General features: G+C 69.2%; 25 protein-coding genes. 11 read left to right on the top strand and 14 right to left on the bottom strand.

Going from position 1 to position 22336, the window contains the following annotated elements:
• Positions 1-15 precede the first annotated feature (15 nt).
• Positions 16-741, top strand: a complete 726-nt coding sequence (locus tag MHN84_RS16500; RefSeq protein WP_241205604.1) for a DUF899 domain-containing protein — start codon at positions 16-18, stop codon at positions 739-741.
• Here MHN84_RS16500 and MHN84_RS16495 read toward each other — a convergent pair.
• On the bottom strand, positions 699-2279 hold the full coding sequence (locus tag MHN84_RS16495) for an HNH endonuclease signature motif containing protein (protein WP_241205603.1): 1581 nt from the start codon (positions 2277-2279) through the stop codon (positions 699-701). The genes MHN84_RS16500 and MHN84_RS16495 overlap by 43 nt on opposite strands.
• A gap of 122 nt (positions 2280-2401) precedes the next feature.
• Between MHN84_RS16495 and MHN84_RS16490 the strand changes: the two genes are divergently transcribed.
• Positions 2402-3262 (top strand): SDR family oxidoreductase, encoded by an 861-nt coding sequence (locus MHN84_RS16490; protein ID WP_241205602.1) that lies wholly within the window; start codon positions 2402-2404, stop codon positions 3260-3262.
• Here the strand turns inward: MHN84_RS16490 and MHN84_RS16485 are convergent.
• Entirely contained in the window at positions 3259-3870 is a 612-nt protein-coding gene (locus tag MHN84_RS16485) for a TetR/AcrR family transcriptional regulator (protein WP_241205601.1), read from the bottom strand. The genes MHN84_RS16490 and MHN84_RS16485 overlap by 4 nt on opposite strands.
• A 61-nt stretch (positions 3871-3931) precedes the next feature.
• On the opposite strand from MHN84_RS16485, the gene MHN84_RS16480 reads away from it, so the two are divergent.
• Positions 3932-4789, top strand: a complete 858-nt coding sequence (locus MHN84_RS16480; RefSeq protein ID WP_241205600.1) for an alpha/beta fold hydrolase — start codon at positions 3932-3934, stop codon at positions 4787-4789.
• On the opposite strand, the gene MHN84_RS16475 is transcribed toward MHN84_RS16480, so the two are convergent.
• Genes MHN84_RS16475 through MHN84_RS16450 form a run of 6 tightly spaced genes read right to left on the bottom strand, consistent with a single transcriptional unit; the run spans position 4753 to position 8861 of the window.
• Positions 4753-5157, bottom strand: coding sequence for a hypothetical protein (locus MHN84_RS16475; protein WP_241205599.1), 405 nt, complete (start codon positions 5155-5157; stop codon positions 4753-4755). The two genes, MHN84_RS16480 and MHN84_RS16475, sit on opposite strands and share 37 nt — an antisense overlap.
• Positions 5158-6363, bottom strand: coding sequence for an O-succinylhomoserine sulfhydrylase (locus tag MHN84_RS16470; protein ID WP_241205598.1), 1206 nt, complete (start codon positions 6361-6363; stop codon positions 5158-5160).
• Positions 6360-6773: a rhodanese-like domain-containing protein gene (locus tag MHN84_RS16465; protein ID WP_241205597.1), complete on the bottom strand. Its 414-nt coding sequence runs from the start codon at positions 6771-6773 to the stop codon at positions 6360-6362. Before MHN84_RS16465 ends, MHN84_RS16470 begins: the two co-directional genes overlap by 4 nt.
• Positions 6774-6792: 19 nt before the next feature.
• Positions 6793-7233, bottom strand: coding sequence for a lumazine-binding protein (locus tag MHN84_RS16460; protein WP_241205596.1), 441 nt, complete (start codon positions 7231-7233; stop codon positions 6793-6795).
• The gene (purT, locus tag MHN84_RS16455) at positions 7230-8354 is read right to left on the bottom strand and encodes a formate-dependent phosphoribosylglycinamide formyltransferase (RefSeq protein WP_241205595.1); all 1125 of its coding nucleotides are present in this window, start codon (positions 8352-8354) and stop codon (positions 7230-7232) included. The genes MHN84_RS16460 and purT overlap by 4 nt, the downstream gene beginning before the upstream one ends.
• 24 nt (positions 8355-8378) lie before the next feature.
• Positions 8379-8861 carry a MarR family winged helix-turn-helix transcriptional regulator gene (locus MHN84_RS16450; RefSeq protein ID WP_241205594.1) on the bottom strand — a complete coding sequence of 161 codons (483 nt, stop codon included), beginning with the start codon at positions 8859-8861 and terminating at the stop codon, positions 8379-8381.
• Between the two features lie 60 nt (positions 8862-8921).
• Between MHN84_RS16450 and MHN84_RS16445 the strand changes: the two genes are divergently transcribed.
• Genes MHN84_RS16445 through MHN84_RS16435 form a run of 3 tightly spaced genes read left to right on the top strand, consistent with a single transcriptional unit; the run spans position 8922 to position 12423 of the window.
• Positions 8922-10946 (top strand): MMPL family transporter, encoded by a 2025-nt coding sequence (locus MHN84_RS16445; protein ID WP_241205593.1) that lies wholly within the window; start codon positions 8922-8924, stop codon positions 10944-10946.
• A gap of 29 nt (positions 10947-10975) precedes the next feature.
• Positions 10976-12202, top strand: a complete 1227-nt coding sequence (locus MHN84_RS16440) for a cytochrome P450 (protein ID WP_241205592.1) — start codon at positions 10976-10978, stop codon at positions 12200-12202.
• Between the two features lie 50 nt (positions 12203-12252).
• Positions 12253-12423, top strand: coding sequence for a ferredoxin (locus tag MHN84_RS16435; RefSeq protein WP_241205650.1), 171 nt, complete (start codon positions 12253-12255; stop codon positions 12421-12423).
• On the opposite strand, the gene MHN84_RS16430 is transcribed toward MHN84_RS16435, so the two are convergent.
• The 4 genes from MHN84_RS16430 to MHN84_RS16415 are packed head-to-tail and all read right to left on the bottom strand — an operon-like array spanning position 12353 to position 16002.
• A complete protein-coding gene (locus MHN84_RS16430) occupies positions 12353-12997 on the bottom strand; it encodes a hypothetical protein (RefSeq protein WP_241205591.1) in 645 nt (214 codons plus the stop codon). The genes MHN84_RS16435 and MHN84_RS16430 overlap by 71 nt on opposite strands.
• Positions 12994-14088: a diguanylate cyclase gene (locus MHN84_RS16425; protein WP_241205590.1), complete on the bottom strand. Its 1095-nt coding sequence runs from the start codon at positions 14086-14088 to the stop codon at positions 12994-12996. The genes MHN84_RS16430 and MHN84_RS16425 overlap by 4 nt, the downstream gene beginning before the upstream one ends.
• A 19-nt stretch (positions 14089-14107) precedes the next feature.
• Positions 14108-14716 carry a PaaI family thioesterase gene (locus tag MHN84_RS16420; protein WP_241205589.1) on the bottom strand — a complete coding sequence of 203 codons (609 nt, stop codon included), beginning with the start codon at positions 14714-14716 and terminating at the stop codon, positions 14108-14110.
• The gene (locus MHN84_RS16415; RefSeq protein WP_241205588.1) at positions 14713-16002 is read right to left on the bottom strand and encodes an adenylosuccinate synthase; all 1290 of its coding nucleotides are present in this window, start codon (positions 16000-16002) and stop codon (positions 14713-14715) included. Before MHN84_RS16415 ends, MHN84_RS16420 begins: the two co-directional genes overlap by 4 nt.
• 114 nt (positions 16003-16116) lie before the next feature.
• Between MHN84_RS16415 and MHN84_RS16410 the strand changes: the two genes are divergently transcribed.
• Genes MHN84_RS16410 through MHN84_RS16395 form a run of 4 tightly spaced genes read left to right on the top strand, consistent with a single transcriptional unit; the run spans position 16117 to position 19975 of the window.
• Positions 16117-16665: a hypothetical protein gene (locus MHN84_RS16410; RefSeq protein WP_241205587.1), complete on the top strand. Its 549-nt coding sequence runs from the start codon at positions 16117-16119 to the stop codon at positions 16663-16665.
• 25 nt (positions 16666-16690) lie between these two features.
• Positions 16691-17473, top strand: a complete 783-nt coding sequence (locus MHN84_RS16405) for a site-2 protease family protein (RefSeq protein ID WP_241205649.1) — start codon at positions 16691-16693, stop codon at positions 17471-17473.
• 52 nt (positions 17474-17525) lie between these two features.
• A complete protein-coding gene (locus MHN84_RS16400; protein WP_241205586.1) occupies positions 17526-18425 on the top strand; it encodes a cation diffusion facilitator family transporter in 900 nt (299 codons plus the stop codon).
• Positions 18404-19975 carry an FUSC family protein gene (locus tag MHN84_RS16395; protein WP_241205585.1) on the top strand — a complete coding sequence of 524 codons (1572 nt, stop codon included), beginning with the start codon at positions 18404-18406 and terminating at the stop codon, positions 19973-19975. Before MHN84_RS16400 ends, MHN84_RS16395 begins: the two co-directional genes overlap by 22 nt.
• On the opposite strand, the gene MHN84_RS16390 is transcribed toward MHN84_RS16395, so the two are convergent.
• Positions 19972-20388, bottom strand: a complete 417-nt coding sequence (locus MHN84_RS16390) for a DUF3151 domain-containing protein (RefSeq protein ID WP_241205584.1) — start codon at positions 20386-20388, stop codon at positions 19972-19974. The genes MHN84_RS16395 and MHN84_RS16390 overlap by 4 nt on opposite strands.
• Before the next feature lie 87 nt (positions 20389-20475).
• Here MHN84_RS16390 and MHN84_RS16385 point away from each other — a divergent pair, with 87 nt between their 5' ends.
• On the top strand, positions 20476-21219 hold the full coding sequence (locus MHN84_RS16385) for a DUF4878 domain-containing protein (RefSeq protein WP_241205583.1): 744 nt from the start codon (positions 20476-20478) through the stop codon (positions 21217-21219).
• A gap of 36 nt (positions 21220-21255) precedes the next feature.
• On the opposite strand, the gene fbaA is transcribed toward MHN84_RS16385, so the two are convergent.
• Positions 21256-22293, bottom strand: coding sequence for a class II fructose-bisphosphate aldolase (gene fbaA, locus MHN84_RS16380; protein WP_241205582.1), 1038 nt, complete (start codon positions 22291-22293; stop codon positions 21256-21258).
• Between the last annotated feature and the right edge of the window lie 43 nt (positions 22294-22336).

The following is a 22336-nucleotide window of genomic DNA, read 5'->3' as shown; positions in this document are numbered from 1 at the left end:
CGGGATGGAGTGGCGATGGAGCCTCGGGTCGTGTCGGCAGCGGAGTGGCATAAGGCGTTGGCGGAGATGCTGATTCGAGAGAAGGCGTTCACCCGGGAGCGCGACGACTTGGCCGCGATGCGCAGGCGGATGCCGTGGACTCCGGTAGACAAGGAGTATTGGTTCTCGGGCCCCGACGGGCCGGTCACGCTCCGGGACCTGTTCGCGGGCAGGCGCCAGTTGATCGTGTATCGGGCGTTCATGGATCCCAGCGTCAACGGATGGCCCGAGCGCGGCTGCGTGGGCTGTTCGCTGATGGCCGACCACGTGCCGGACCTGTCGCATCTGCACGCACGCGACACGACGCTCGTGTACGTGTCGCGTGGCACGCAGGCCGACATCGCGGGGGTCAAGGACCGGATGGGCTGGAACATGCCGTGGTTCACCATGATCGAGGCCGAGGACGGCGTCTTCGATGTGGATTTCGACGTCGACGAATGGCACGGCACGAACGCGTTCATCCGGCACCCGGACACCGACGAGGTGTTCCGCACGTACTTCGTCGACAACCGCGGGGACGAAGCGTTCGTGAGCACGTGGAACCTCCTCGACATCACCGCACTGGGACGGCAGGAGACGTGGGAGGACTCCCCGCCGGGATACCCGCAGTCGCCGCCGTATCAGTGGTGGCGGCACCACGACCTGTACGAGCCTTGTGGTCAAAACGGTGGGGGGTCGGCGCCGGTGGGTGGGGTGGAGTAGGTGCTCCAGTTGTGTTGTGGTGGGGTGGTTTCGGTGTGTTCTCGGGTGCGTTCGCGGTGGTTGAGTGCGCGTTCTCTTCGGATGTAGGCGGTGTGGTTTTGGGTGCGGCTGCGGTGGCGGGTGGGCATCTTGAGGTGGCGGCCCGGGGTGGGTCGCTGCGTGGTGTTCGTGGGGGTTGGTGGGGGTTCGGTGCGGGTGTTCCAGGACGGGAACAGCAGCGCTGATAGCGGGGTGGTGGTGTAGGTGTGGCCGGTGGGGCTGATCAGGTGTAGGCGCCCGTCGGGGGTTTGTTGTTCGGTCCAGCCGTCCCAGAACGTTTTCAGCAGATGATGGTGGCGGCACAAGCATTTGGTGTTGGCCGGATGGGTCGCCCCGGCGGGGTAGGGCACGGTGTGGTCGATGTCGGCGTGGGTGGCGAGGCGGTCGCAGCCGGGGAAGCGGCATGTCAGATCGCGGGTGCGCACGAACCGGTCCAGCGCCGTCGACGGGCGGTAGCCCGCGGTGGCCAGGCCGTCGGGGTCGCCGACGACGCGGACCGTGGCGCCGTGGGCGATCAGGTCGGCCAGCAGCGGCGCGGGCACGATCCCACCCCCGGGGCCCACGATCAGCGCCGCCCGACGCGGCTGTGTGGTGATGGGCTTGGTCGGTTGGGTAGGTTCGGCGGCCTCGGCGGGTGTGGTGTTTCGTGGCGTGGAGGTGGGTGGGGGTGCTTCGCCATGCAGCTCCGGGTCGGGTTGAGCGTCGAGGGAAGCTTGGTCGGCGATCACGGTGACCGTGATGGACGAGGCGCGCCCGTCATCGATCCGGGCGGCCGCGCAGTCGGGGCGTCCGCAGCGGCACGCCAACGCGGTGGCTCCGGCGGCGATCGCGCCGACCGCATCGGCGCGTTTCTGATCCCGGGTGCGGGGATCGTGGTCGCACACCGAGGCGATCGTCATCGCCAACCGGGTGGCCAGCAGGGCCGCATCGGGGGTGGCCAGTCGCCCGTACACCTCGGTGATGCCCGAGCTGTCGTGGCGGTCCCCGATGGTGAACGACCGATCCCGTGAGCGCTGACGCACCCGACGTACCGCGTCGGGGTCGTAGGTCTGGATCCACACGTCGATGGCGGCTTCGAGCTTTTTCTGCGACAACACTCCCCACCCCGCCACAGCCTCGGCGAAATGGTGGTCGAGCAGCCGCAGGGTCGACGGGTCGAGCACCAGCGCGGTCCGCGAGACGACCGCCCTGACCACATCGAGGCTGACCTGCCCGTCGGCCAGCAGTGCCCCCAGTCGGGGGAAGCGGTCACGCATCGCCACCGCCAGGTCCATCTGCACCGACGCCCGCCCCGCACTGATCCCCAGCGCGGCGCCGACCTCGGCGGCCGCGGCATCCCAGTCCGCGCATACCCAGCGCTCCCGCTCGGGGCGGCGGCGCCGCCGCCACAGTTCGGCGATCGCGGCCAGCTTCATCGCCTCCGCCCGCGCGGCAGCGGCTGCGGAGCTGGTCATCACCTCGACCAGATCCGCCTCCACCACCCGCGCTAAATCGAACACATGTACGAATCTACCGGCGGACCGACCGGCCCGGCAGCACCAAAATCCCAGCCTGGGGATAACCCGGCGGCTGGGGACAACCCCCTTTCCCGCGAAACTTGACACGTGTAAAGTTCGGCGCCATGGACAACATCCGCGGGAAGACGATCGCCATCACCGGTGCCGCGCGGGGCATCGGCTACGCCACTGCCGAGGCGCTGCTCAAGCGCGGCGCGCGAGTCGTGATCGGCGATCGCGACGTCGCCCTCCAGGAGTCGTCGGTCGCCAAGCTCTCGAATCTCGGCCCGGCCTCGGGCTATCCGCTCGACGTCACGGATCGGGAATCCTTCGCCACGTTCCTGGACAAGGCCCGCACCGACGGCGGCGGCCACATCGACGTGTTGATCAACAACGCGGGCGTCATGCCGATCGGACCGTTTCTCGAGCAGTCCGAGCAGTCCATCCGCTCGTCGATCGAGGTGAATCTCTACGGCGTGATCGCCGGCTGTCAGCTGGCCCTGCCCGACATGATCGCCCGCCGTCGCGGACACATCATCAACATCGCATCGCTGTCCGGCGTCATCCCGGTGCCGGGGCAGGTCGTCTACGTGGGCGCGAAATTCGGTGTCGTCGGCCTCTCCGCCGCCTTGGCCGATGAGGTGGCACCGCACGGTGTGCACGTGTCGGTGGTGATGCCGCCGTTCACCAACACCGAGCTGATCTCGGGCACCAAGGAGATGTCCATCAAACCCGCTGAGCCGCAGGACATCGCGGATGCAATCGTCAAGACGCTCAACAAGCCGAAGACGCACGTGTCGGTGCCGCCGTTCCTGCGGTTCACCGCACAGGCCGCGCAGATGCTCGGACCTCGTGGACGTCGCTGGATGAATCGAAAGCTCGGTCTGGACAACGTCTTTCTCGAGTTCGACACCACCAAGCGAGCGGGTTACGAGCAGCGTGCCCAGTCGGCTCTGGGTGTCGTCGAAGGCGCCGACAAGAACTAACGCGCAATGCCGTCGATCAGTCGATCGCAGACTGCATACATGTCGGCCTTCGCCGTGTCCTGATCCGCGGCGCGCGCGATGAACAGCGCCGCCTCGTCGAGTGCGCCCAGCAGCACGTGCGCGGTCGGCCGGACCGGCTGGTCCGGAATCACGCCGTCGGCGACCGCCTGCGCGAGCATCGCCTCCACCACGCCGAGGCCATATCGCATACCCACCTCACGCCAGCGTTGCCAACCGAGCACGGCGGGAGCGTCGATCAGCACGATCCGCTGGACGGCAGGCGCCGAGCACACATCGAGGAACAGCCGCGCACCGATACGCATCGCCGCGAGGTGATCAGCCGGCTCCGCCTCGGCGATGCGCGTCGCTATCTGGGTGACGAGCTCGGCTTCGACGTCCTCGTACACCGCCGCGAACAGCTCGGCTTTGTCCGCGAACTGGTGATACAACGCGCCGCGGGTCACACCCGCCGCAGCGACGATCTCTTGCGTAGACACGTCGGCAAAGCCGTTGACGGCGAACAGCTTCCGCGATGCAGCGAGTAGCTTCGCGCGCGTCGCCGCGGTGCGCTCCGCCTGGGTACGACGAGGCCGGGGGTTGACTTCCATACAGTCTGCACGTAACTTTCGTACTCAGTGTTCGTAAATGTCGACGCAAAGGATATCCGGTATGCCGTCCGTAGACCTGCCTGCCGCCACCATCGAGTTCCGCGAGCCGGGCCCGGCGGACTCGACATTGCCGCCGGTGCTGTTCGTGCACGGCGCCCTCGTCGATTCGCGGTTGTGGGACGCCGTGGCCGCCGACCTCGCGGCGCGCGGGTTTCGTTGTCTCCAGCCCAATCTCCCACTCGGCGCCCACCGCATCCCGGTGCGGGAACGTGCCGCCCTGACACCTGAAGGTGTCGCGGAGATGGTGCACCAGTTCATCGCCCAGCTCGATCTGCATGATGTGACCCTGGTCGGCAACGACACCGGGGGCGGCATCTGCCAGTTCCTCATCGATGCGCACCCTGACCGCATCGGCCGCCTCGTGCTCACCAATTGCGATGCCTTCGACACGTTTCCGCCGTTTCCGTTCAATGCCGTGTTCGCCGCGATGCGCACCAGAATCACGGTCAGCGCGCTGATGGCGCCGATGGGCATCACCGCGCTGCGGCACTCTCCGTTGGGTTTCGGGCTGCTCGCCAGGAGGCTCGACCCCGAGTTGACCGCCTCGTGGCTCACCCCGGCCCGCACTGATCGTCGTATCGCCGGTGACTTCGCCGCGCTGGCCCGCGGGATCGGCCGCACCGACCTGACCGAGGTCGCCCCGCGCCTGCACCGCTTCACCAAACCGGTCACCATCGTTTGGGGCGCCGACGACCGTTGCTTCACACCGAATCTGGGGCACCGATTGGCCGCGCTGTTCCCGAACTCGACGGTCATCGACGTGCCGGACGCCTCCACTTTCGTGCCCCTGGACGCCCCCGCAGCAGTCACCGCAGCGATCCGTCAGGCGAATTCCGGTATCGGATCGCCCAATCGGTAGGCCTCGATGACGTCGAGGTTGGCGAAGAACTCCTCGACGCCGAACTGGTAATCGTCGGCGGTGCCGACGAACACGACGTGCACGATCTCGCCGTCGTCGTCGGGAGTCAGCAGCGCGACCGTCACGTTGACCACTTCGTCCTCATCGGGTACCTCGGCCTCCGAAGGCACCCAGTACCACGCCGCGCCGGCCTCGTCGTCGATGTCCTCGGAGAACTCCCAGCCGCGCTGGGTCAGCTGCTCATCGAAAGCCTCCAGATCAGAGGCGATCTCGAGCTGCTCGAGCACGCGCGCCGGAACCCAACTCTCGTCGCGAACCGCCCGCCGCTTCTTGCGGCGGGCCTTCTTCTGCTCGGAGCGGCGCGACACCTAGGCCAACGCCTGGTCGAGGTCGGCGATCAGATCCTCGGTACCCTCCAGGCCCACCGAGATCCGGACGACGCCGTCGCCCAAGCCGATCGCGGCACGCCCCTCGGGACCCATCGCGCGGTGGGTGGTGGTCGCCGGATGCGTGATCAACGATTTGGAGTCGCCGAGATTGTTGGAGATGTCGACGATGCGCAACTTGTCGAGCACCTCGAAAGCACGTTCCTTCGTGCCGCCGGAGAGTTCGAACGTGATGACGGTGCCACCACCGGTCATCTGCCTCTTGGCCAGGTCGTACTGCGGATGCGACTCCAGCAGCGGGTACTTCGTCCAACTCACCGACGGGTGGGACTCCAGGAACTCGGCGATACGGTGCGCCGACGAATTCTGGTGCTGCACACGCAGAGCCAGCGTCTCCAAGCCTTTGAGCAACGTCCAGGCGTTGAACGGGCTCAACGCAGGTCCCGTGTGGCGCATCAGCTTCTGCACCGGACCGTCGATGTAGTCCGTGCTGCCGAGGATCGCGCCGCCGAGGACTCTGCCCTGCCCGTCGATGTGTTTGGTGCCCGAATAGATCACCACGTCGACGCCGAGGGGGAAGCCCTGCTGCAGGATGGGTGTGGCGAAGACGTTGTCCAGCACCACTTTTGCGCCCGCGGCGTGGGCGAGATCGCACACCGCGGCGATGTCGACCAGAGACTGCATCGGGTTCGACGGCGTCTCGAAGAACACCGCCTGCGTGGGCACCGACAGCGCCTCCTCCCACTGCGACAGATCATCGCCGTCGACGAAGACCGTCTCCACACCCCAGCGGGGCAGGATCTCGCTGCACACCACGAAACACGAGCCGAACAGACTGCGCGCGGCCACCAGACGATCACCGGCACCCAGCAGCGCGCCCAGCGCGGTGAACACCGCGGACATGCCCGTGGCCGTCGCGAAGCAGGCCGGCGCGCCCTCGAGCAGCCGCAGCCGCTCCTCGAACATCGAGATCGTCGGGTTGCCGTAGCGGGAGTACACATACCGGTCGATCTCGCCGGTGAACGCCTTCTCCGCATCAGCCGCGCTCTCGTACACGTAGCCCGACGTCAGGTACAGCGCTTCGGCGGTCTCCTCGAATCCGGACCGCAGCAGGCCGCCGCGCACGCCGACCGTGGCCTGGCTGACGCCCTCCGGCAGTTCGGCAGGCGTACGTACCGATTCGGTCACGACTGCCTCCACGGCAGGCCCACGGCCTTCCAGCCGGTGGCACCGCGATGGCCGTGCTCGTCCAGGTTGCCCTCGAAGCCGTCCAGGATGTTGTACGACGGCCCGATGCCCGCCTGGGTGGCCGCTTCGGCCGCCCCGATCGACCGGTTGCCGGACCGGCACAGAAACGCGACCGGTCGCTCGCCCGGGGTGATACCGGCGGCCAGCAGATCGTCGACGAACCCGTCGTTGCGGGAGCCGTCGGTGCGGTTCCACTCGATGAACACCGTCTCGCGCTGCAGCGGCGTCAGATCCGGGACCCCCACGAAGCGCCATTCGGCATCGGTGCGGCAATCGACCAGCACGGCATCGGGGTTCTCACTCAGGAGCTTCCAGGCCTCCTCCGGCGAGATGTCTCCGGCATAACTCACGGTCGTGAGTGTCGCACAGCTAGCTGGGACCGGTCGAACAGACCTTCCACGCCCCGTCCTCCTTCGCGAACGGGATGTCGACCGTCTGCTTGGCATCCGGGGCATTGGCGAAGTGGTAGGTGACCGATGCGGTGGCGCGGTTTCCATCGATCTCGACGTCGGTCACCCCGTCGAGGAACCTCTCGCCCTGCGCGGCCTTCGAATCTCGTTGCCGGTCAAGGATCTCCGCCTCGGTGCCGACCTGCGCGGCGCAGGTGTAGCTGCGGAAGTCCGCGTAGTCGTCGCGCTGTAGGGCGTCGTTGTGGCCCGCGGCGGCACGGCCGATGAGTTGCTCGTCGGTGAGTTCGTCACCGGAGAACACGTTGAACAACCAGATTGCGATCACGATGGCGACAATGATGGCGAGCGCACCCAGGAACGGCGCGGCCGAGTTGCCGGTGGACTCCTCGGGCTCGGTCACGTCAGCCTGCGCACCGCCGACGCCACGCGCCGAGCGCGGTCGCGGGCGACGATCGGATCGGGCGCGGTGGCGGTGGCCAACCAGCGCCGCCCCGAGAACAACCGCACGTCGCTCTCGGCGACCGCGAGCGCCTCACCGAGAGCGGCCCGCCAGGCGGTGTCGTCGGGATCGTGCCCGTCGGAAGAGATCTCCATCGCCGCCGGGGAGATCATGATGGTGTCGACAGGGAGCCCGAGGATCGCCCGGGCATGCAGTTCATGTGCCGACAGACGCTGGGAGCGCAGAGTCACCAGCGCGCTGTCCTGCGGCCGAGGTGTGACATCGCTGAAATACACCTCGTCGCCGCGGACCAGCAGCTCGACCGCGAACACGCCCCGACCACCGAGGGAGTTGACGATCCGCGCCGCGATCGACTTCGCCGCGTCCGAAGCGGCGGCCGAGAGGTGTTGCGGCTGCCACGATTCCAGTGTCTCGGCGGACTCCCGGTGGTGTCCGATCGGTTCGCAAAAGCTGACGGCAGGCCCCGACGGTCCGGTGGTGCGCACGGTCAGCAGAGTCACCGCGACGTCGACCTCGACCACTGTCTCGGCCAGCACCCGCTGCAGGCTCAGCCGGCCTCCGGCCACCGCGCTGCGCCACGCCGGCTCGATGTCATCGGACCGCAGAACGACCGACTCCCCCTCGCCGGGCGCGGCGGTCACCGGCTTGACCAGCAGCGGGTAGCCGGCATGCTGGGCGACCGCCGTGAGCTCGGCCACCGAACCGGCGAACCAGAACGGCGCCGTCGGCAATCCGAGCTCGTCGGCGGCCAGCCGGCGCAGCGCCTCCCCGTCCACCGACAACCGCAACGCGCGCGGCGTCGGCAGCACCTCGACGTCCTCGCGGTCGGCGGCGGCGAGCAGCGCATCGATGGCCACCCCGCCGGCGTCGGCGACGACGATCCGGGGCCGGGTCGCGTCGATCAGCGCGGTGAGCGCGTCCGCATCGGTCAGCGCGGCCATGTCGTCGGACACCGTGACACGGGCGCCCAGCCGCTCGAAGGCCAGCGCCAGGTCATTCGCGTGCTCGCCACCCCGCAGGAGCAGCACCGACGTCGTCTCGGCAGCAGTCGTCTCACTCATCGAGCATCCAGCCTGCCAGAACCTTCACTCAGGGGTGACGCGCAGATCGGTGCGAAACGCACCCATCGCGTCGACGACGGCGCTGAACACCCGGTGGGCAGCCTGCAGATCGGCGTCGGGCACGTCGGTCAGCGCGCGGTTCAAATGCTCGGCCAGTGGGGCGAAGAACTCGCCGGCCACCGCCAGGCCGTGCTCGGCCACCCGAAGCTTGACCCTGCGCCGGTCGCCGGGATCGGGCTCGCGCAGCACGTGCCCGGAGGCGATCATCCGCTCGACCAGATAGGTGATCGCCGCGCCGGACATGCCCATCCGGGCGCGCAATCCTCCGGCGGCGAGCGGGTCACCGCTGGTCTCGGCCACCATCACGTGCAGCAGGGCGCGAAAGTCGTTGTCCGACAATCCGTGGCGGGCGGCAAAGGCGTGACCGATCTGGTCGGACTGCGCGGTGAGCGCACGCACATCGGCGGCAATGAGCGCTTCCAACGCTGCACGGTCCTCTACGGCCATGCCCACACCTTACCGCTTGTTCACTTGATTAACGATTAAGTATCTGAAATATTGACCGTCATGAGCAGACGACTGTCGTGGACGATCGCGGTGCTGATCATCGCCGTGTCCGGCGCACTCCTGGGCTTGCTGAGCGGCGGCTCCGCAGGTGAGCAATCGCCGGTGCCCGTACCGGCGAACGCCGAGTCGACCCGCGCCGACGCGCTGCGCGCGGACTTCCCCGGTGGCGATCAGGCACCGGTGCTGCTGGTCCTGACCCGCACCGACGGCGCGCCGCTCAGCCCCGCCGACCGGGCGGCCGCCGACGCGGCGCGCGAGCGCATGCTGGCCGCCGCGGACGCGGGTCCCGGCGGGCCTCCCGTGCAGGTGTCCGAGGACGGACAGGCCGCGATCGCCGTGGTCCCCGTGCCGGCCGACCTATCCGGGTTCGCGCTCGGCGACGAAGTCAGCACACTCCGCGCAGCGGCCTCCGACGGCCTGGACCCGCAACTGCGCGCGGAGGTCACCGGCGGTCCCGCGTTCGGCGCGGACATCGCGGACTCGTTCTCCGGTGCCAACATCACGCTGCTCGCCGTCACCGCGGCCGTGGTCGCTCTGCTGCTGATCGTCACGTACCGCTCACCCGTGCTGTGGCTGGTGCCGCTGCTGGTGATCGCGTTCGCCGACCGGGTCGGCGGCGTGTTGGGCACCGCCGTCGCCGAAGGTCTCGGCATGTCCCCGGACGGCTCGACGACCGGGATCACCAGCGTGCTCGTGTTCGGCGCGGGCACCAACTACGCGCTGCTGCTCATCTCGCGGTACCGGGAAGAACTCGGCCGCAACGCCCTCCACCACGACGCGCTCGCCACGGCGGTGCGCCGGGCCGGTCCAGCGATCATCGCGAGCAACGCGACGGTGGTGCTGGCACTGCTGACCCTGCTGCTCGCCTCCTCCCCCAGCACCCGCAGCCTCGGCGTCCAGGCCGCCGCCGGACTGGTCGTCGCCGCGGTGTTCGTCCTGTTGGTGTTGCCACCGTTCCTCGACCTCTTCGGTCGGAAACTGTTCTGGCCCTTCATTCCCCGGATGGGAGCGACGGCACTGACCGAAGGTGGTGCGTGGCATCGCGTCGCCGACGGGGTGGCGCGCCGGCCGGCGGTGGTGTCCGTCGCCGCGCTCGCGGTGCTCGGGCTGTTGTGCACCGGGCTGGTGAGCACGCCGATCGGGTTGTCGCAGACCGAGCAGTTCCGCGTGCAAGCCGAATCGGTGAGCGGCTTCGAGACCCTGGCCGACCACTTCCCCAGCGGCCTCACCGATCCGACCCTCGTCATCGCCTCGACCGACCGCGCCGCAGACGTACAGCAGGCGATCACCGCCACCCCGGGCGTGGTCTCCGCCAACCCGACAGGCACCTCCCCGCAGGGCCTGACTCAGTGGTCGGTCGTGCTGGCCGCCGAGCCCGCCTCCGACGAGGCGTTCGGCACCGTCGACGCACTGCGTGACGCCGTGCACGGCGCCGATCCCGAGAGCCTGGTCGGCGGCTCCGACGCCAAGGCCCGGGACGCGGCGGCCGCCGCAGGCCGGGACCGCATGCTGGTCGTGCCCGCGATCCTCGCGGTCGTGCTGGTGGTGCTGTTCGTGCTGCTGCGCTCGGCGCTGGCGCCGGTGATCCTGGTCGCGGTGACCGTACTGAGCGCCCTTGCCGCCCTCGGGCTCGGCGGGTGGGCCAGCGTTCACGTGTTCGGCTTCCCTGCGCTGGACAACAGCGTGCCGCTGTTCGCGCTGCTGTTCCTGGTCGCACTCGGCGTGGACTACACGATCTTCCTGGTGACCCGGGCCCGGGAGGAAACCCCAGAGCACGGCACCCGCGACGGCATCGTGCGGGCGGTCTCGGCGACGGGAGCGGTGATCACCAGCGCAGGCATCGTGCTGGCGGCGGTGTTCTGCGTGCTGGGGGTGCTGCCCCTGATCGCGCTGACGCAGGTCGGCATCATCGTGGGGCTCGGTATTTTGCTGGACACGTTCGTCGTACGCACCGTCGTCATCCCGGCGCTGTTCACGCTCATCGGCCCGAAGATCTGGTGGCCGGCGCTGCGCGCGGAAAGGTAGCTGGGCTAACGGGCAGGTAGCGTCGAGACATGAGTCAGGCCGATACCCGCACCGAACCGGCGGCCGGGCAACCGCCGCTGCACATGCGCCGCGACGGGCTCGATCCGACGCCGGTACTGGGCCAGATCCGCGAGTCCGTCGGCGTCGCCAGCGTCACCAATGCCTTCGGCATGCACGTCTACCTCGTCACCCGCCACGAAGACGTCAAGACGGTGCTCAGCGATCACGCGCGGTTCTCGAATGGCAGGCCGCCCGGGTTCGTCGTGGCCGGCGCACCCCCGGTCGACGAGGAGGAGGCCGCCCGCAACCGTGCCGGCAACCTGCTCGGCCTCGATCCCCCTGAGCACCAACGACTTCGGCGCATGCTGACCCCGGAGTTCACGATCCGCCGGATCCAGCGGCTGGCGCCTCGCATCGTCGAGATCGTCGACGCGCAGCTCGACGCACTCGAAGCCGCCGGCTCCCCGGCCGATCTCGTCGAACACGTCACGCTGCCGATCCCGTCGCTGGTGATCTGCGAACTGCTCGGCGTGCCCTACGCCGATCGCGACGACTTCCAGCGCCGCAGCGCACGCCAACTCGACCTGTCCATCCCGATTCCCGAACGCCTGCAGTTGGCCCAGGAGGGTCGCGCCTACATGGGCTCGCTCGTCGAGCGGGCTCGGGCCGCCCCGGGCGAGGACATCCTGGGCATGCTGGTGCGCGAGCACGGCGACGAGCTCACCGACGACGAGCTGATCGGTATCGCGGGGCTACTGTTGCTCGCCGGGCACGAGACCACGTCGAACATGCTGGCGCTCGGCACCGTGGCGCTGCTGAGCCATCCCGACCAGATGGCGGCCGTGCGCGACGATCCCGCCGCGGTTGGCCCGGCCATCGAGGAACTGCTGCGCTACCTGTCGATCGTGCACACCTCGATCCCTCGCATCACCACCACCGACGTCGAGCTCGCCGGGGTGGCCATCCCGGCCGGCCGGCTGGTGTTCGCCTCGCTGCCTGCCGCCAACCGCGATCCCCAGTTCATCTCTGCGTCAGAACATTTCGACATCCGCCGAGGAGCGCCCGGCCATTTGGCCTTCGGCCACGGCGTGCACCACTGCCTGGGCGCTCCGCTGGCGCGGATGGAGATGCAGATCGCCTTCCCGGCGTTGCTGCGCCGCTTCCCGACGTTGCAGCTCGCCGACGACACCGACGACATCGCGTTCCGGTCCTTCCACTTCATCTACGGCGTGGCGTCGTTGGGGGTGCGCTGGTGAGCCGGGTCAGCGCGGACCGGGAGATCTGCATCCAGGCCGGCAACTGCGTGATGGTGGCCGCCGACGTCTTCGACCAGGACGACGACGGCGTGGTCGTGGTGCTCACCGCCGAGGTGAGCGGGGACGCCGAGGAGCGTGCGCAACAGGCCGTCAACCTCTGTCCGGCAGCGGCGTTGGCGTTGCAGGCCGATTCGGGGGACGACGGAACATCAGCAGGCTGACCACCAGCACCCACGCCGGGAACGTCAACGTCATCCACGGGCTGACGTCACCGGCGACGAGCACACTGAGCGCGACCAGGTACGTCGTCACCACCAGCCACCGGGCCATCAGGCCGGTCCGCAGCCAGATGGTGGCCAGCGACATCATGAAGACCGCGGCCATCCGCAGCGCGTAGGTGTTGGTCAACGCGAGCAGCAACCCGTGGGCGAACGCCACCACCTCCGGGTCGGCCGCGATGCCCGCCTTCCTGCCGGCCAGCAGGCCCGCCTCGACCGCGGTCCCCGCGAACACCATCGCCAGGAACAGCAGACCGCTACCGAGGAACACGGTGGTGAAGAACCGGTCCTCCAGGCGACCCAGGCTGTCGCGGACCACGCCGATGAACCACAGGAACGCGATGCCCGCGAACGGCGTCAGCACGACCGCGATACGCAGGCGGGTGCTCGTCGTCGGCTCCGGCAGCCGCAGCGCCACCAGTATCACCGCGAACAGCAGCGCGAACACCACCCCGGCCAACGCGGCGGCGCGGGGAGTCGTGAGGCTGCGCAATTGGCCCGGCGGGTGCTCTGTCATGCGCCGACGACCACGGTCTGGTTGCCGCCCACGCTCTTCGCGCGGTACATCGCGCCGTCGGCCAACTCGAGCAGCGAGTGCACCGTCGACGACGCCTCCCGGTCGGTGGTCCACCCGGTCGCGACACCCACGCTGACGGTCGGCACCACCGCGGCGTCGCAACGGGCCACCGCGTCGTGCAGCTGCGCGGCGACCGAGCGCACCGTGGCGGGAGGGGCCAGGACCACCACCGCGAACTCCTCCCCGCCGGTGCGCGCGATCAGAGACCGCACACCCGCGGCCGCCACGGCGTCGCGGATGCCCTTGGCCACCGACACCAGCACCTGATCCCCGGCGTCGTGGCCATGGCCGTCGTTGATCGCCTTGAACTTGTCGATGTCGACGGCCAGCACCCCCAGATGCGCGCCGTCCTCGGACACCAGCCCGGTCACCTCGTCCTCCAACCCCCGGCGATTGAGCAGCCCGGTCAGCGGATCGTAGAGCGAGTCGAGCGCACCCATCCGCAAAGCAAGCAGATACGACTGCACGATCACCGGCACGCCCACCACGGTCGGCAGCAGGACCAGAAGACGGATGGTGATGACACTGACGGCCTGCGTGTCCTGCGCCAGCGCCATGGCGTACCACGCGGCGAACGCCGCGACGGTGAAGGCGAGGTGCGCGGCGAGTGCCCGCGGGCCGTGCAGCACCACGACGTAGATTCCGTTCGCGGCGAGCAGCGCCAGGCCGGGCATCGCGGTGAAGGCGTCGTGATAGCACGCGATGACCACGATCACCGCGATGTCGGCGTATATCGCAAAGGCGCGGGACCGACGCTCGGTCGGCGGCGGGCCGAAGATCCAGATCGCGCCCAGGATCGCCGAGCTGATCGCGATCGCGATCACCAGCGGCCGGCCGTTCACCGCGCCGCCGTCGCGCGCTGCCCACACCACCGTCAGCAGCGCGGTCAGCCCGTAGAGCAGCGAGAACGAGCCGATGAACACCTGGTGGATTCGCATCACACCCCGGGACTGCAGGTGCCGCCGGGTCCATTCGAAGTCGAACGGCTGCCGCCACCAGATCAGCAGGTACTCGCGAAAGCCCTTCTCCATCGCCCCCCTGAGAGCAGCGCTACGGCTGTCCGGGGAGCAGCCGGATCATCAGTCCGTTCGCCTCGGCGAGCAGGGTGCCGTCCGGGTCGCGGAGCTCTGCGTTGACGAAGGCCTTACGGCCTTCGGCCTCGCGAAGCCAGCCCTTCGCGGTGAGCACCGTGTCGATCGGCGTCACGTTGCGGTAGTCCACGTGCAGGAACGCGGTCCGGCTGATCGGGCGTCCGGTCGCATGGATCACCATTCCGAAGACGCTGTCGAACAGCAACGGCAACACTCCGCCATGAACGGCATGGTTCCCGCCCACCGAGAACCGACTGAACTCTACCTGCAGTTCGACGCCCGCGTCAGTGAAAGAAATGATGCGATACGGCGGCATCAGCAAGCTTCCCGTGCCGGGCAGCGACGGCGCGCGGTTGGCGGGGCCGACCCCTTCCTCCGCCTCGAACGGGGCCAGCACCTCGATCAGCCGCTCCACCTGGTCGGCGGCCTCGTCCCACGTCGCCGCATCGGGGGCCGCCGACACCGCGAGGTCCTGGGCACGGCGCATGGCCGCCAGGAAGCGGCCGAACCCGGGCGGCGGGGTGATCGGTTGCAGATCAGGGAACCCGCCCGGGGTCGGGTCGGTCACGCCAGCACGTCGCGGCGCACGATGGTCTGGTCACGGCCGGGCCCGACGCCGATGCACGAGACGTGCGCGCCGGCGAGCTCTTCAAGACGCAGCACGTAGTCGCGCGCCTTGGCGGGCAGGTCGTCGAACTCCCGCGCGCCGGAGATGTCCTCCCACCACCCGGGCAGTTCTTCGTAGATGGGCTCGGCGCGGGCGATGTCGCTCTGGGTCATCGGCATCTCGTCGGTCCGCTTGCCGTCGACGGTGTAGCCGATGCAGATCGGCACCGTCTCCAGGCTGGAGAGCACATCGAGCTTGGTGAGGAAGTAGTCGGTGATGCCGTTGACCCGCGTCGCGTACCGGGCGATGACGGCGTCGAACCAGCCGCAGCGGCGCCGCCGGCCGGTGGTGACCCCGACCTCGCCGCCGGTCTTGGCCAGGTATTCACCGTGCTCGTCGAACAGTTCGGTCGGGAACGGACCGGACCCCACCCGGGTCGTGTACGCCTTGAGGATGCCCAGCACCGTCGTGATGCGGGTCGGCCCGATGCCGGAGCCGACGGCCGCCCCGCCGGAGGTCGGATTCGACGACGTGACAAAGGGATACGTGCCGTGGTCGACGTCGAGCAGCGTGCCCTGCGACCCCTCGAGCAGCACGGTCTCGCCCTGCTCGAGTGCGGTGTTGAGCAGGAGCCGGGTGTCGGCGATGCGATGCCGGAAGCCCTCGGCCTGGGCCAGCAGGTTCTCGACCACTTCGTTCGCGTCGAGCGCTTTGCGGTTGTAGATCTTGACGAGCACCTGGTTCTTGAATTCCAGTGCGCCCTCGATCTTTTCGGCCAGCAGATCCGGGTCCAGCACATCGGCGACGCGGATGCCCTGCCGGGCGATCTTGTCCTGGTAGCAGGGACCGATACCGCGACCGGTGGTGCCGATCTTCTTACTGCCGGCGTACCGTTCCACGACCTTGTCGATCGCCACGTGGTAGGGCATCAGCAGGTGCGCGTCGGCCGACAGCAGCAGCCGGTCGGTGTCCACACCGCGGTCTTCGAGGCCGCGCAGCTCGGTCAGCAGCACGCCCGGATCGACGACGACGCCGTTGCCGATCACGTTGGTCACGCCCGGGGTGAGAATGCCCGACGGGATGAGGTGAAGCGCGAAGTTCTCCCCCGTCGGGAGCACCACCGTGTGGCCGGCGTTGTTGCCGCCCTGGTAGCGCACCACCCACTGAACCCGCCCACCGAGCAGGTCGGTGGCCTTACCTTTGCCCTCGTCGCCCCACTGGGCGCCGATGAGGACGATTGCCGGCATGCCGCGCCTCTCCCGCTCGAATGCTGTGCATAGTGTGTGCAGCCGGTGAGCTACCTTATCCGATCGCGAGCAGCACCTCCGTCAGTCGCGGTGCTCAGTCCGGGCGGCGCACGGGTGCCGCGACCGCTGCGCGCCCTCCCCCGCACCGACCTGGACGAGATCGCGACGTGGCGTCGCGTCGTCGTGGTCGGCAGCGACGCCGACCTGGCCGCCGCGCTCAAGGCTTTGCTGCGCGCTGACCGTCTCGACGTCGAGGTGGCCCACGTTCGCCATGCGTTCGGCGCAGGCCGGGCCCTGCACGCACCGGCCACCCGCGTTCCGTTGATCAGGGACGAAACCGGTGGCGTCGTCGTCGGCTCGGCGCTGTGGCGGCCGCCGGAGAACCAGCGCACCGTGCACGGCGAAGCCGTCGTCGACGACACCGTGCTGTTCGACGGCGAGGTGGCGGCCGTCCGTGTGGAGCCGACCGGGCAGCTGCCCGGGTTGCGCGCCGCGGTGCTGACCGGCCCGTTTCGCCCGCGCCGCTGGGTGGCCGGGCGGGCGGCGCAGCTGGGCACCACCGGCGCGCAGGTGGTGCGAGACGGGGTGCCCGGGCCGCGCCCGGTGCGGCGTTCCACGTTCTATCGCCACACGCAGGGCTGGTTGCACGTCGGGCGCAGGTAGCTTGGGGTGCGTGGGCCTCATCAGGATGAACGACCGGGGTCCGCTGCACCGGTCGGTGCGGCCGAGTCCTCTGTTCCTGGTCCTGATCGCCGTGACGGTCGCCGGCGGAGTCGTGGCGTGGCTGTCGACGTCGCAGGTCGGCCCGATGGCCTACCTCGGGGTGTTCGTGTTCGTGATCTTCGGCTGGCTGGTGTCGCTGTGCCTGCACGAATTCGGCCATGCGTACTCGGCGTGGCGGTGCGGCGACCGCGACGTCGAGGCGCTCGGCTACCTGACGCTCAACCCGCTGAAGTACTCGCATCCGCTGTTGTCACTGGGGTTGCCGGTGCTGTTCATCGCACTCGGCGGTATCGGGTTGCCTGGTGGCGCGGTCTACCTGCGAACCGGCTGGATGGGTGCGTGGCAGCGGACGCTGATCAGCCTCGCCGGCCCGGCGGCCAACGTCGTGTGCGCGGTGCTGCTGCTGACGGCGACCCGGCTGTTCTACGACCCGGCGCACTCGGTGTTCTGGGCCGCAGTCGCGTTCCTGGGGTTCCTGCAGATCACCGCGTTCCTGCTGAACATCCTTCCGATCCCGGGGCTCGACGGCTACGGCGCTCTCGAGCCGCATCTGAGTCCGCAGACGCAGCGTGCGGTCGAACCAGCCAAACAGTGGGGCTTCCTGCTGCTGGTGTTGTTGCTGTTCGCCCCCGGAGTCAACCGGGGGTTCTTCTCCGGGGTCTACACCCTCTTCGAGCTGTCCGGCGTCCCGGCGTACCTGTCGGCCGTCGGCGGTGAACTGACGCGGTTCTGGTCGGCATTGCGATAGCTCCCTCCGACAGCCTTGCCATATATGCGTCATTGCGCATATATTCGCCGACATGGGTGCGGGACACGATCACAGCCACGGGGGCGATGCGCGCGTATCCCGGATGGTGATCGCCGCCGCGATCCTGACCGTGTTCTTCGCCGTCGAACTCGGCACCGCACTGGCCATCGGCTCGATCGCACTGCTCGCCGACGCCGGGCACATGCTCACCGACCTGGTCGCGATGTTCATGGGTCTGACCGCGGTGCTCCTGGCCAGGCGCGGCAGCACGTCGCCGTCGCGGACCTACGGATGGCACCGGGCCGAGGTGTTCACCGCGGTCGCCAACGCGGTGCTGCTGATCGGCGTCGCCGGTTTCATCCTCTACGAGGCATTCGAACGGCTCGGCGGCGCACCGGACGTGCCCGGCGTGCCGATGATCGTCGTCGCGCTCGCCGGACTTCTCGCCAACGCCGCCGTGGTGCTGCTGCTGCGCTCGCAGTCGGAGAACAGCCTCGCGGTCAAAGGTGCCTACATGGAGGTCGTCGCCGACACCGTCGGCAGCATCGGCGTCCTGATCGCCGGCATCGTCACCGTCACCACCCAGTGGCCCTATGCCGACGTCGTGGTCGCGGTGCTGGTGGCACTGTGGGTGCTGCCCCGGGCGATCGCGCTGGCCCGCGCCGCGCTGCGCATCCTGTCCGAGAGCTCACCCAGCCACATCGACGTCGACGAACTGCGCGCCGCACTGTGCGCCGTGGAGGGCGTGACCGAGGTGCACGATCTACACGTGTGGACCCTGGTCCCCGGCAAGGACATGGTCACTGCGCACCTGACCAGCCGCAGTGACTCGGCACGGGTGCTCGACGATGCGCGCGCCGTACTCACTGCGCGCGGGCTCGACCACGCGACCGTGCAGGTCGAGCCGCCGGATTCGGCCGCCGACTGCGAGTGCGAAAGCCAGAACCGGTAACCCCGCCACGGCTGCCCGGCGCCGTTCGCGCCGCGGTCAGCACCGCGATCCCCGTCCTCGTCGGCGCGGCCGTCGGCAGCGTCGGCGCCGGGTTGATCGCCACGCTCGGCGCCTTCACATCGCGGTTCGGGGTGGGCCGGCCCTACCTCAGCCGCGCCGTCCACCTCGCCGTGGTGGCGATCGCACTGGCACTGGCGGTCACCGCGGGCTCCTGGGCCGCCGACGTCGCGTGGGCGGCCGTGCTGACCGTCTCCGCCGTCGCGCTGATCGCGGTATGGCTGTGCAGCGCGCTACGAGTCGGGCCGCCCGGAGCGTACGTCTTCGTCGTGGCCTGTGCCGCGGGGATCGGTGTCTCGGCGTCCCGGCTGAGCCCCTGGCAGATCGGCGGACTCGTGCTGGCGGGCGGTGCGGTGGCGTGGGCCGTCCAGATGATCGGCGCGGTGACGGGGTTACGGCGCCCGGAGCGCGCGGCGGTGCGCACGGCGGCCGATCGGGTGGCCGGCTACCTCGACGCCGTCGGCGGGCCCGGCGAGGACACCGCGCGCCATGAGGCGGCGCACGCGCTGCATCGGGCATGGACAGCTTTGATCGACCAACAGCCCGTCGCCTTCGAGACCCGCCGGCTGCACCGACTGCGCGCCACGAACCACGCGGTGCACGTCCTCTACGCCCGCGCCGACCGCGACGACGCGGACGTGGCGCGCGCCCTCGGGCGGTTCGACATCGATCCCGACACGATCGCCCATCGTGACGCCGGTCAGCCCCCGCCGGCGCCGGTGCCCGCCCGGCATCTGCTGCGGGCGGCGCTTCGCACCGGCTCGCAGACGCGCCGGGTGCTGGTCCGCGTGGCGATCGGGGTGCCGCTCGCCGGATTCGCCGCCGTGGGCCTCGGTGTCGACCGGGCCTACTGGGCCATGGCCGCGGCGGTGCTGATCCTGCATCAGGGCGCGCCGCTGCGCCATGCGATGCGCCGGGGTGCCGAGCGCCTCCTCGGCACCTGGATCGGGCTGGCACTGGCCGCGGCGATCGTCTTCGTCCACCCGCAGGGCTGGCTCTTGGCCGCAGTGCTGGCCCTGCTGAACTTCGCCATCGAGATGCTGGTGGCCCGCAACTATCTCCTCGCCTCGGTGTTCATCACCGCCACCGCACTGACCATCGGTACGGCGAGCCACCCGCTGGAGCCGGGGCAGGTCGGACACCTGCTCCTGACCCGCGGCGTCGACACGCTGATCGGCTGCGCCATCGGGCTGGCGGTGTACCTGGCACTGGCGGGCCGACAGGAGACCCACCGGCTCGCCGACGCGCTGGCGTCGACCCGAGCCGCGCTGGCACTCGCCCAGCCGTTCGCGGCGGCGGGCGACGCGACCAGCCTCGCAGCGCGCACCGCGCGACGGGATCTGCAGCGGACGACGCTCGACATGCTCGACGTGCTCGATGCCGCCGAGGCCGGGCCGCGGGATCAGCGGGAAGCCGCAGTCCGGCTGCGGCCGGAGGTATTGGCGGTCGAGCGGGCGTCGTCGGAGACGATCGCCGCGCTCTGGGGTGTCTAGGCCAGCCCGAGTTGACCGCGCGCTGCCGGATCGCAGTCGTCGAGCAGGTCCAGGCAGCGCTGATACTCGGGCACTTCGCCGATCGCGTCAGCCGCTCGGGCCAGCGCCGCCACGCAGCGCAGGAAGCCGCGATTGGGCTCATGGGCGTAGGGCACCGGGCCGAAACCCTTCCAGCCGTTGCGGCGCAACTGATCGAGCCCGCGGTGATAGCCGGTGCGGGCGTAGGCGTAGGCGGTCACCGCCTGGTCCTCGGCGAGCGCATCCTCGGCCAGCTGGGCCCACGCCACCGACGCCGAGGGGTGCGCGGCAGCGACGATCGCCGGGCTCTCCGCGGCGGCCAACTCTGCTTCGGCCTCGGGATCGCCGGGCAGCAGTACAGGTTCCGGTCCGAGGAGATCGCCCATCCGAGTCATGGCCCCCATTGTGCCGTGCACAGTTACCCGACCGTCACCGCGGATGGATAAGCTTCGCCCGTAGCCGTCAGGAGGACCGCAGCACCGATGTCGAACCCCACTGGCCCGGATCAACCGGACGAAGCAACACACTCACAGGATGAGCCCGCCACCGAGGTGTTCGCGCCGGCGGATCCGGGTGAGCAGTCGGACCCTGCGGCGGGTGAGCGGCGATTCACCGCACCGTCGGGCTTCGACGCCGGGTCCACCCAGATCATCAACCGGCCACAGGAACCGGCCACCGAGGTCTTCGACACCGGCGGGGCGGCCGAGACCGAGGCTTTTGCGGCGCAAAACGTTGCGCCGCAGAAGATCCCGGCCCGCGACGACGCCCCCAAACCACCCGGCAAGAAACGCAGCTGGGGCTGGGTGATCGCGATCGTGCTGGTGATCGCCGCGCTCGCGGCCGTCGCGATCCTGGGCACCATCCTGCTCACCCGCGGGTCGTCAGCGGCCGCCTCGCAGGAGGACAAGGTGCGCGACACCATTTCAGATTTCGACGTCGCGGTGCAGAACGGCGACCTGGCGGCGCTGCGCAGCATCACCTGCGGCAGCACCCGCGACACCTACGTCGCCTACAACGACGACGCGTGGGAGCAGACCCACGCCCGGGTCGCGGCGGCCAAGCAGTACCCCGTGGTTGCCAGCATCGACCAGGTCGTCGTCAACGGCGACCACGCCGAGGCGAACGTGACCACGTTCATGGCCTACGCGCCGCAGACCCGCTCGACGCGCAGTTTCGACCTGGAGTTCACCGACGAGCAGTGGAAGATCTGCCAGGCCCCGCAGTAGCTGGCCCGCGGTATCTGATTGCGGGCTTCTCTTCGTTCAGCCCGCGGTCACACTGCGGCCTGCACTGTGCAGGTCGTTGCACGCCTCGACCACGCGCTCGCTCATCGACGCCTCGGCCTTCTTGAAGTAGCTGCGCGGGTCGTAGACCTTCTTGTTGCCGACCTCGCCGTCCACCTTCAGCACGCCGTCGTAGTTGGTGAACATGTGGCCGACGATCGGCCGGGTGAACGCGTACTGGGTGTCGGTGTCGACGTTCATCTTGACCACGCCGTACTTGAGCGAATCCTCGATCTCGGACTTCAGCGAACCGGACCCGCCGTGGAAGACGAAGTCGAACGGCTTGGACCCCTCGGGCAGACCCAGCTTGGCCGCGGCTACCTTCTGCCCCTCGGCCAGCACCTCGGGACGCAGCTTGACGTTGCCCGGCTTGTACACGCCGTGCACGTTGCCGAAGGTCGCCGCCAGCAGGTACTTGCCGTGCTCACCCGCGCCGAGCGCAGAGATCGTCTTCTCGAAGTCCTCGGGGGTGGTGTAGAGCTTGTCGTTGATCTCGGCCTCGACACCGTCCTCTTCGCCGCCGACCACGCCGATCTCGATCTCCAGGATGATCTTCGCCGCGGCGGCCTGCTTGAGCAGCTCCTGCGCGATCTCCAGGTTCTCGTCGATCGGCACCGCGGAACCGTCCCACATGTGCGACTGGAACAGCGGGTTCTGGCCCTTGGCGACGCGTTCGGCGGAGATCGCGAGCAGCGGACGGACCAGGCCGTCGAGCTTGTCCTTGGGGCAGTGGTCGGTGTGCAGCGCGACGGTGATGTCGTACTTCTCGGCGATCACGTGCGCGAACTCGGCCAGCGCCACCGCACCCGTCACCATGTCTTTGACACCGAGACCCGACGCGAATTCCGCACCGCCGGTGGAGAACTGGATGATGCCGTCGGAGCCGGCGTCGGCGAAGCCCTTGATCGCGGCGTTGACGCTCTCCGACCCGACGCAGTTGATCGCCGGGAACGCGAACGAGTGCTCCTTGGCCCGGCTCAGCATCTCGGCGTAGACCTCGGGCGTGGCGATGGGCATGACTGTTCCTCTCGGCTTGGGTGGTTTGGAGTATCTCAGGTGC

Source organism: Mycobacterium sp. PSTR-4-N, from assembly GCF_022348085.1.
Lineage (GTDB): Bacteria > Actinomycetota > Actinomycetes > Mycobacteriales > Mycobacteriaceae > Mycobacterium.
This window is presented reverse-complemented; position numbering and strand designations above follow the sequence as displayed.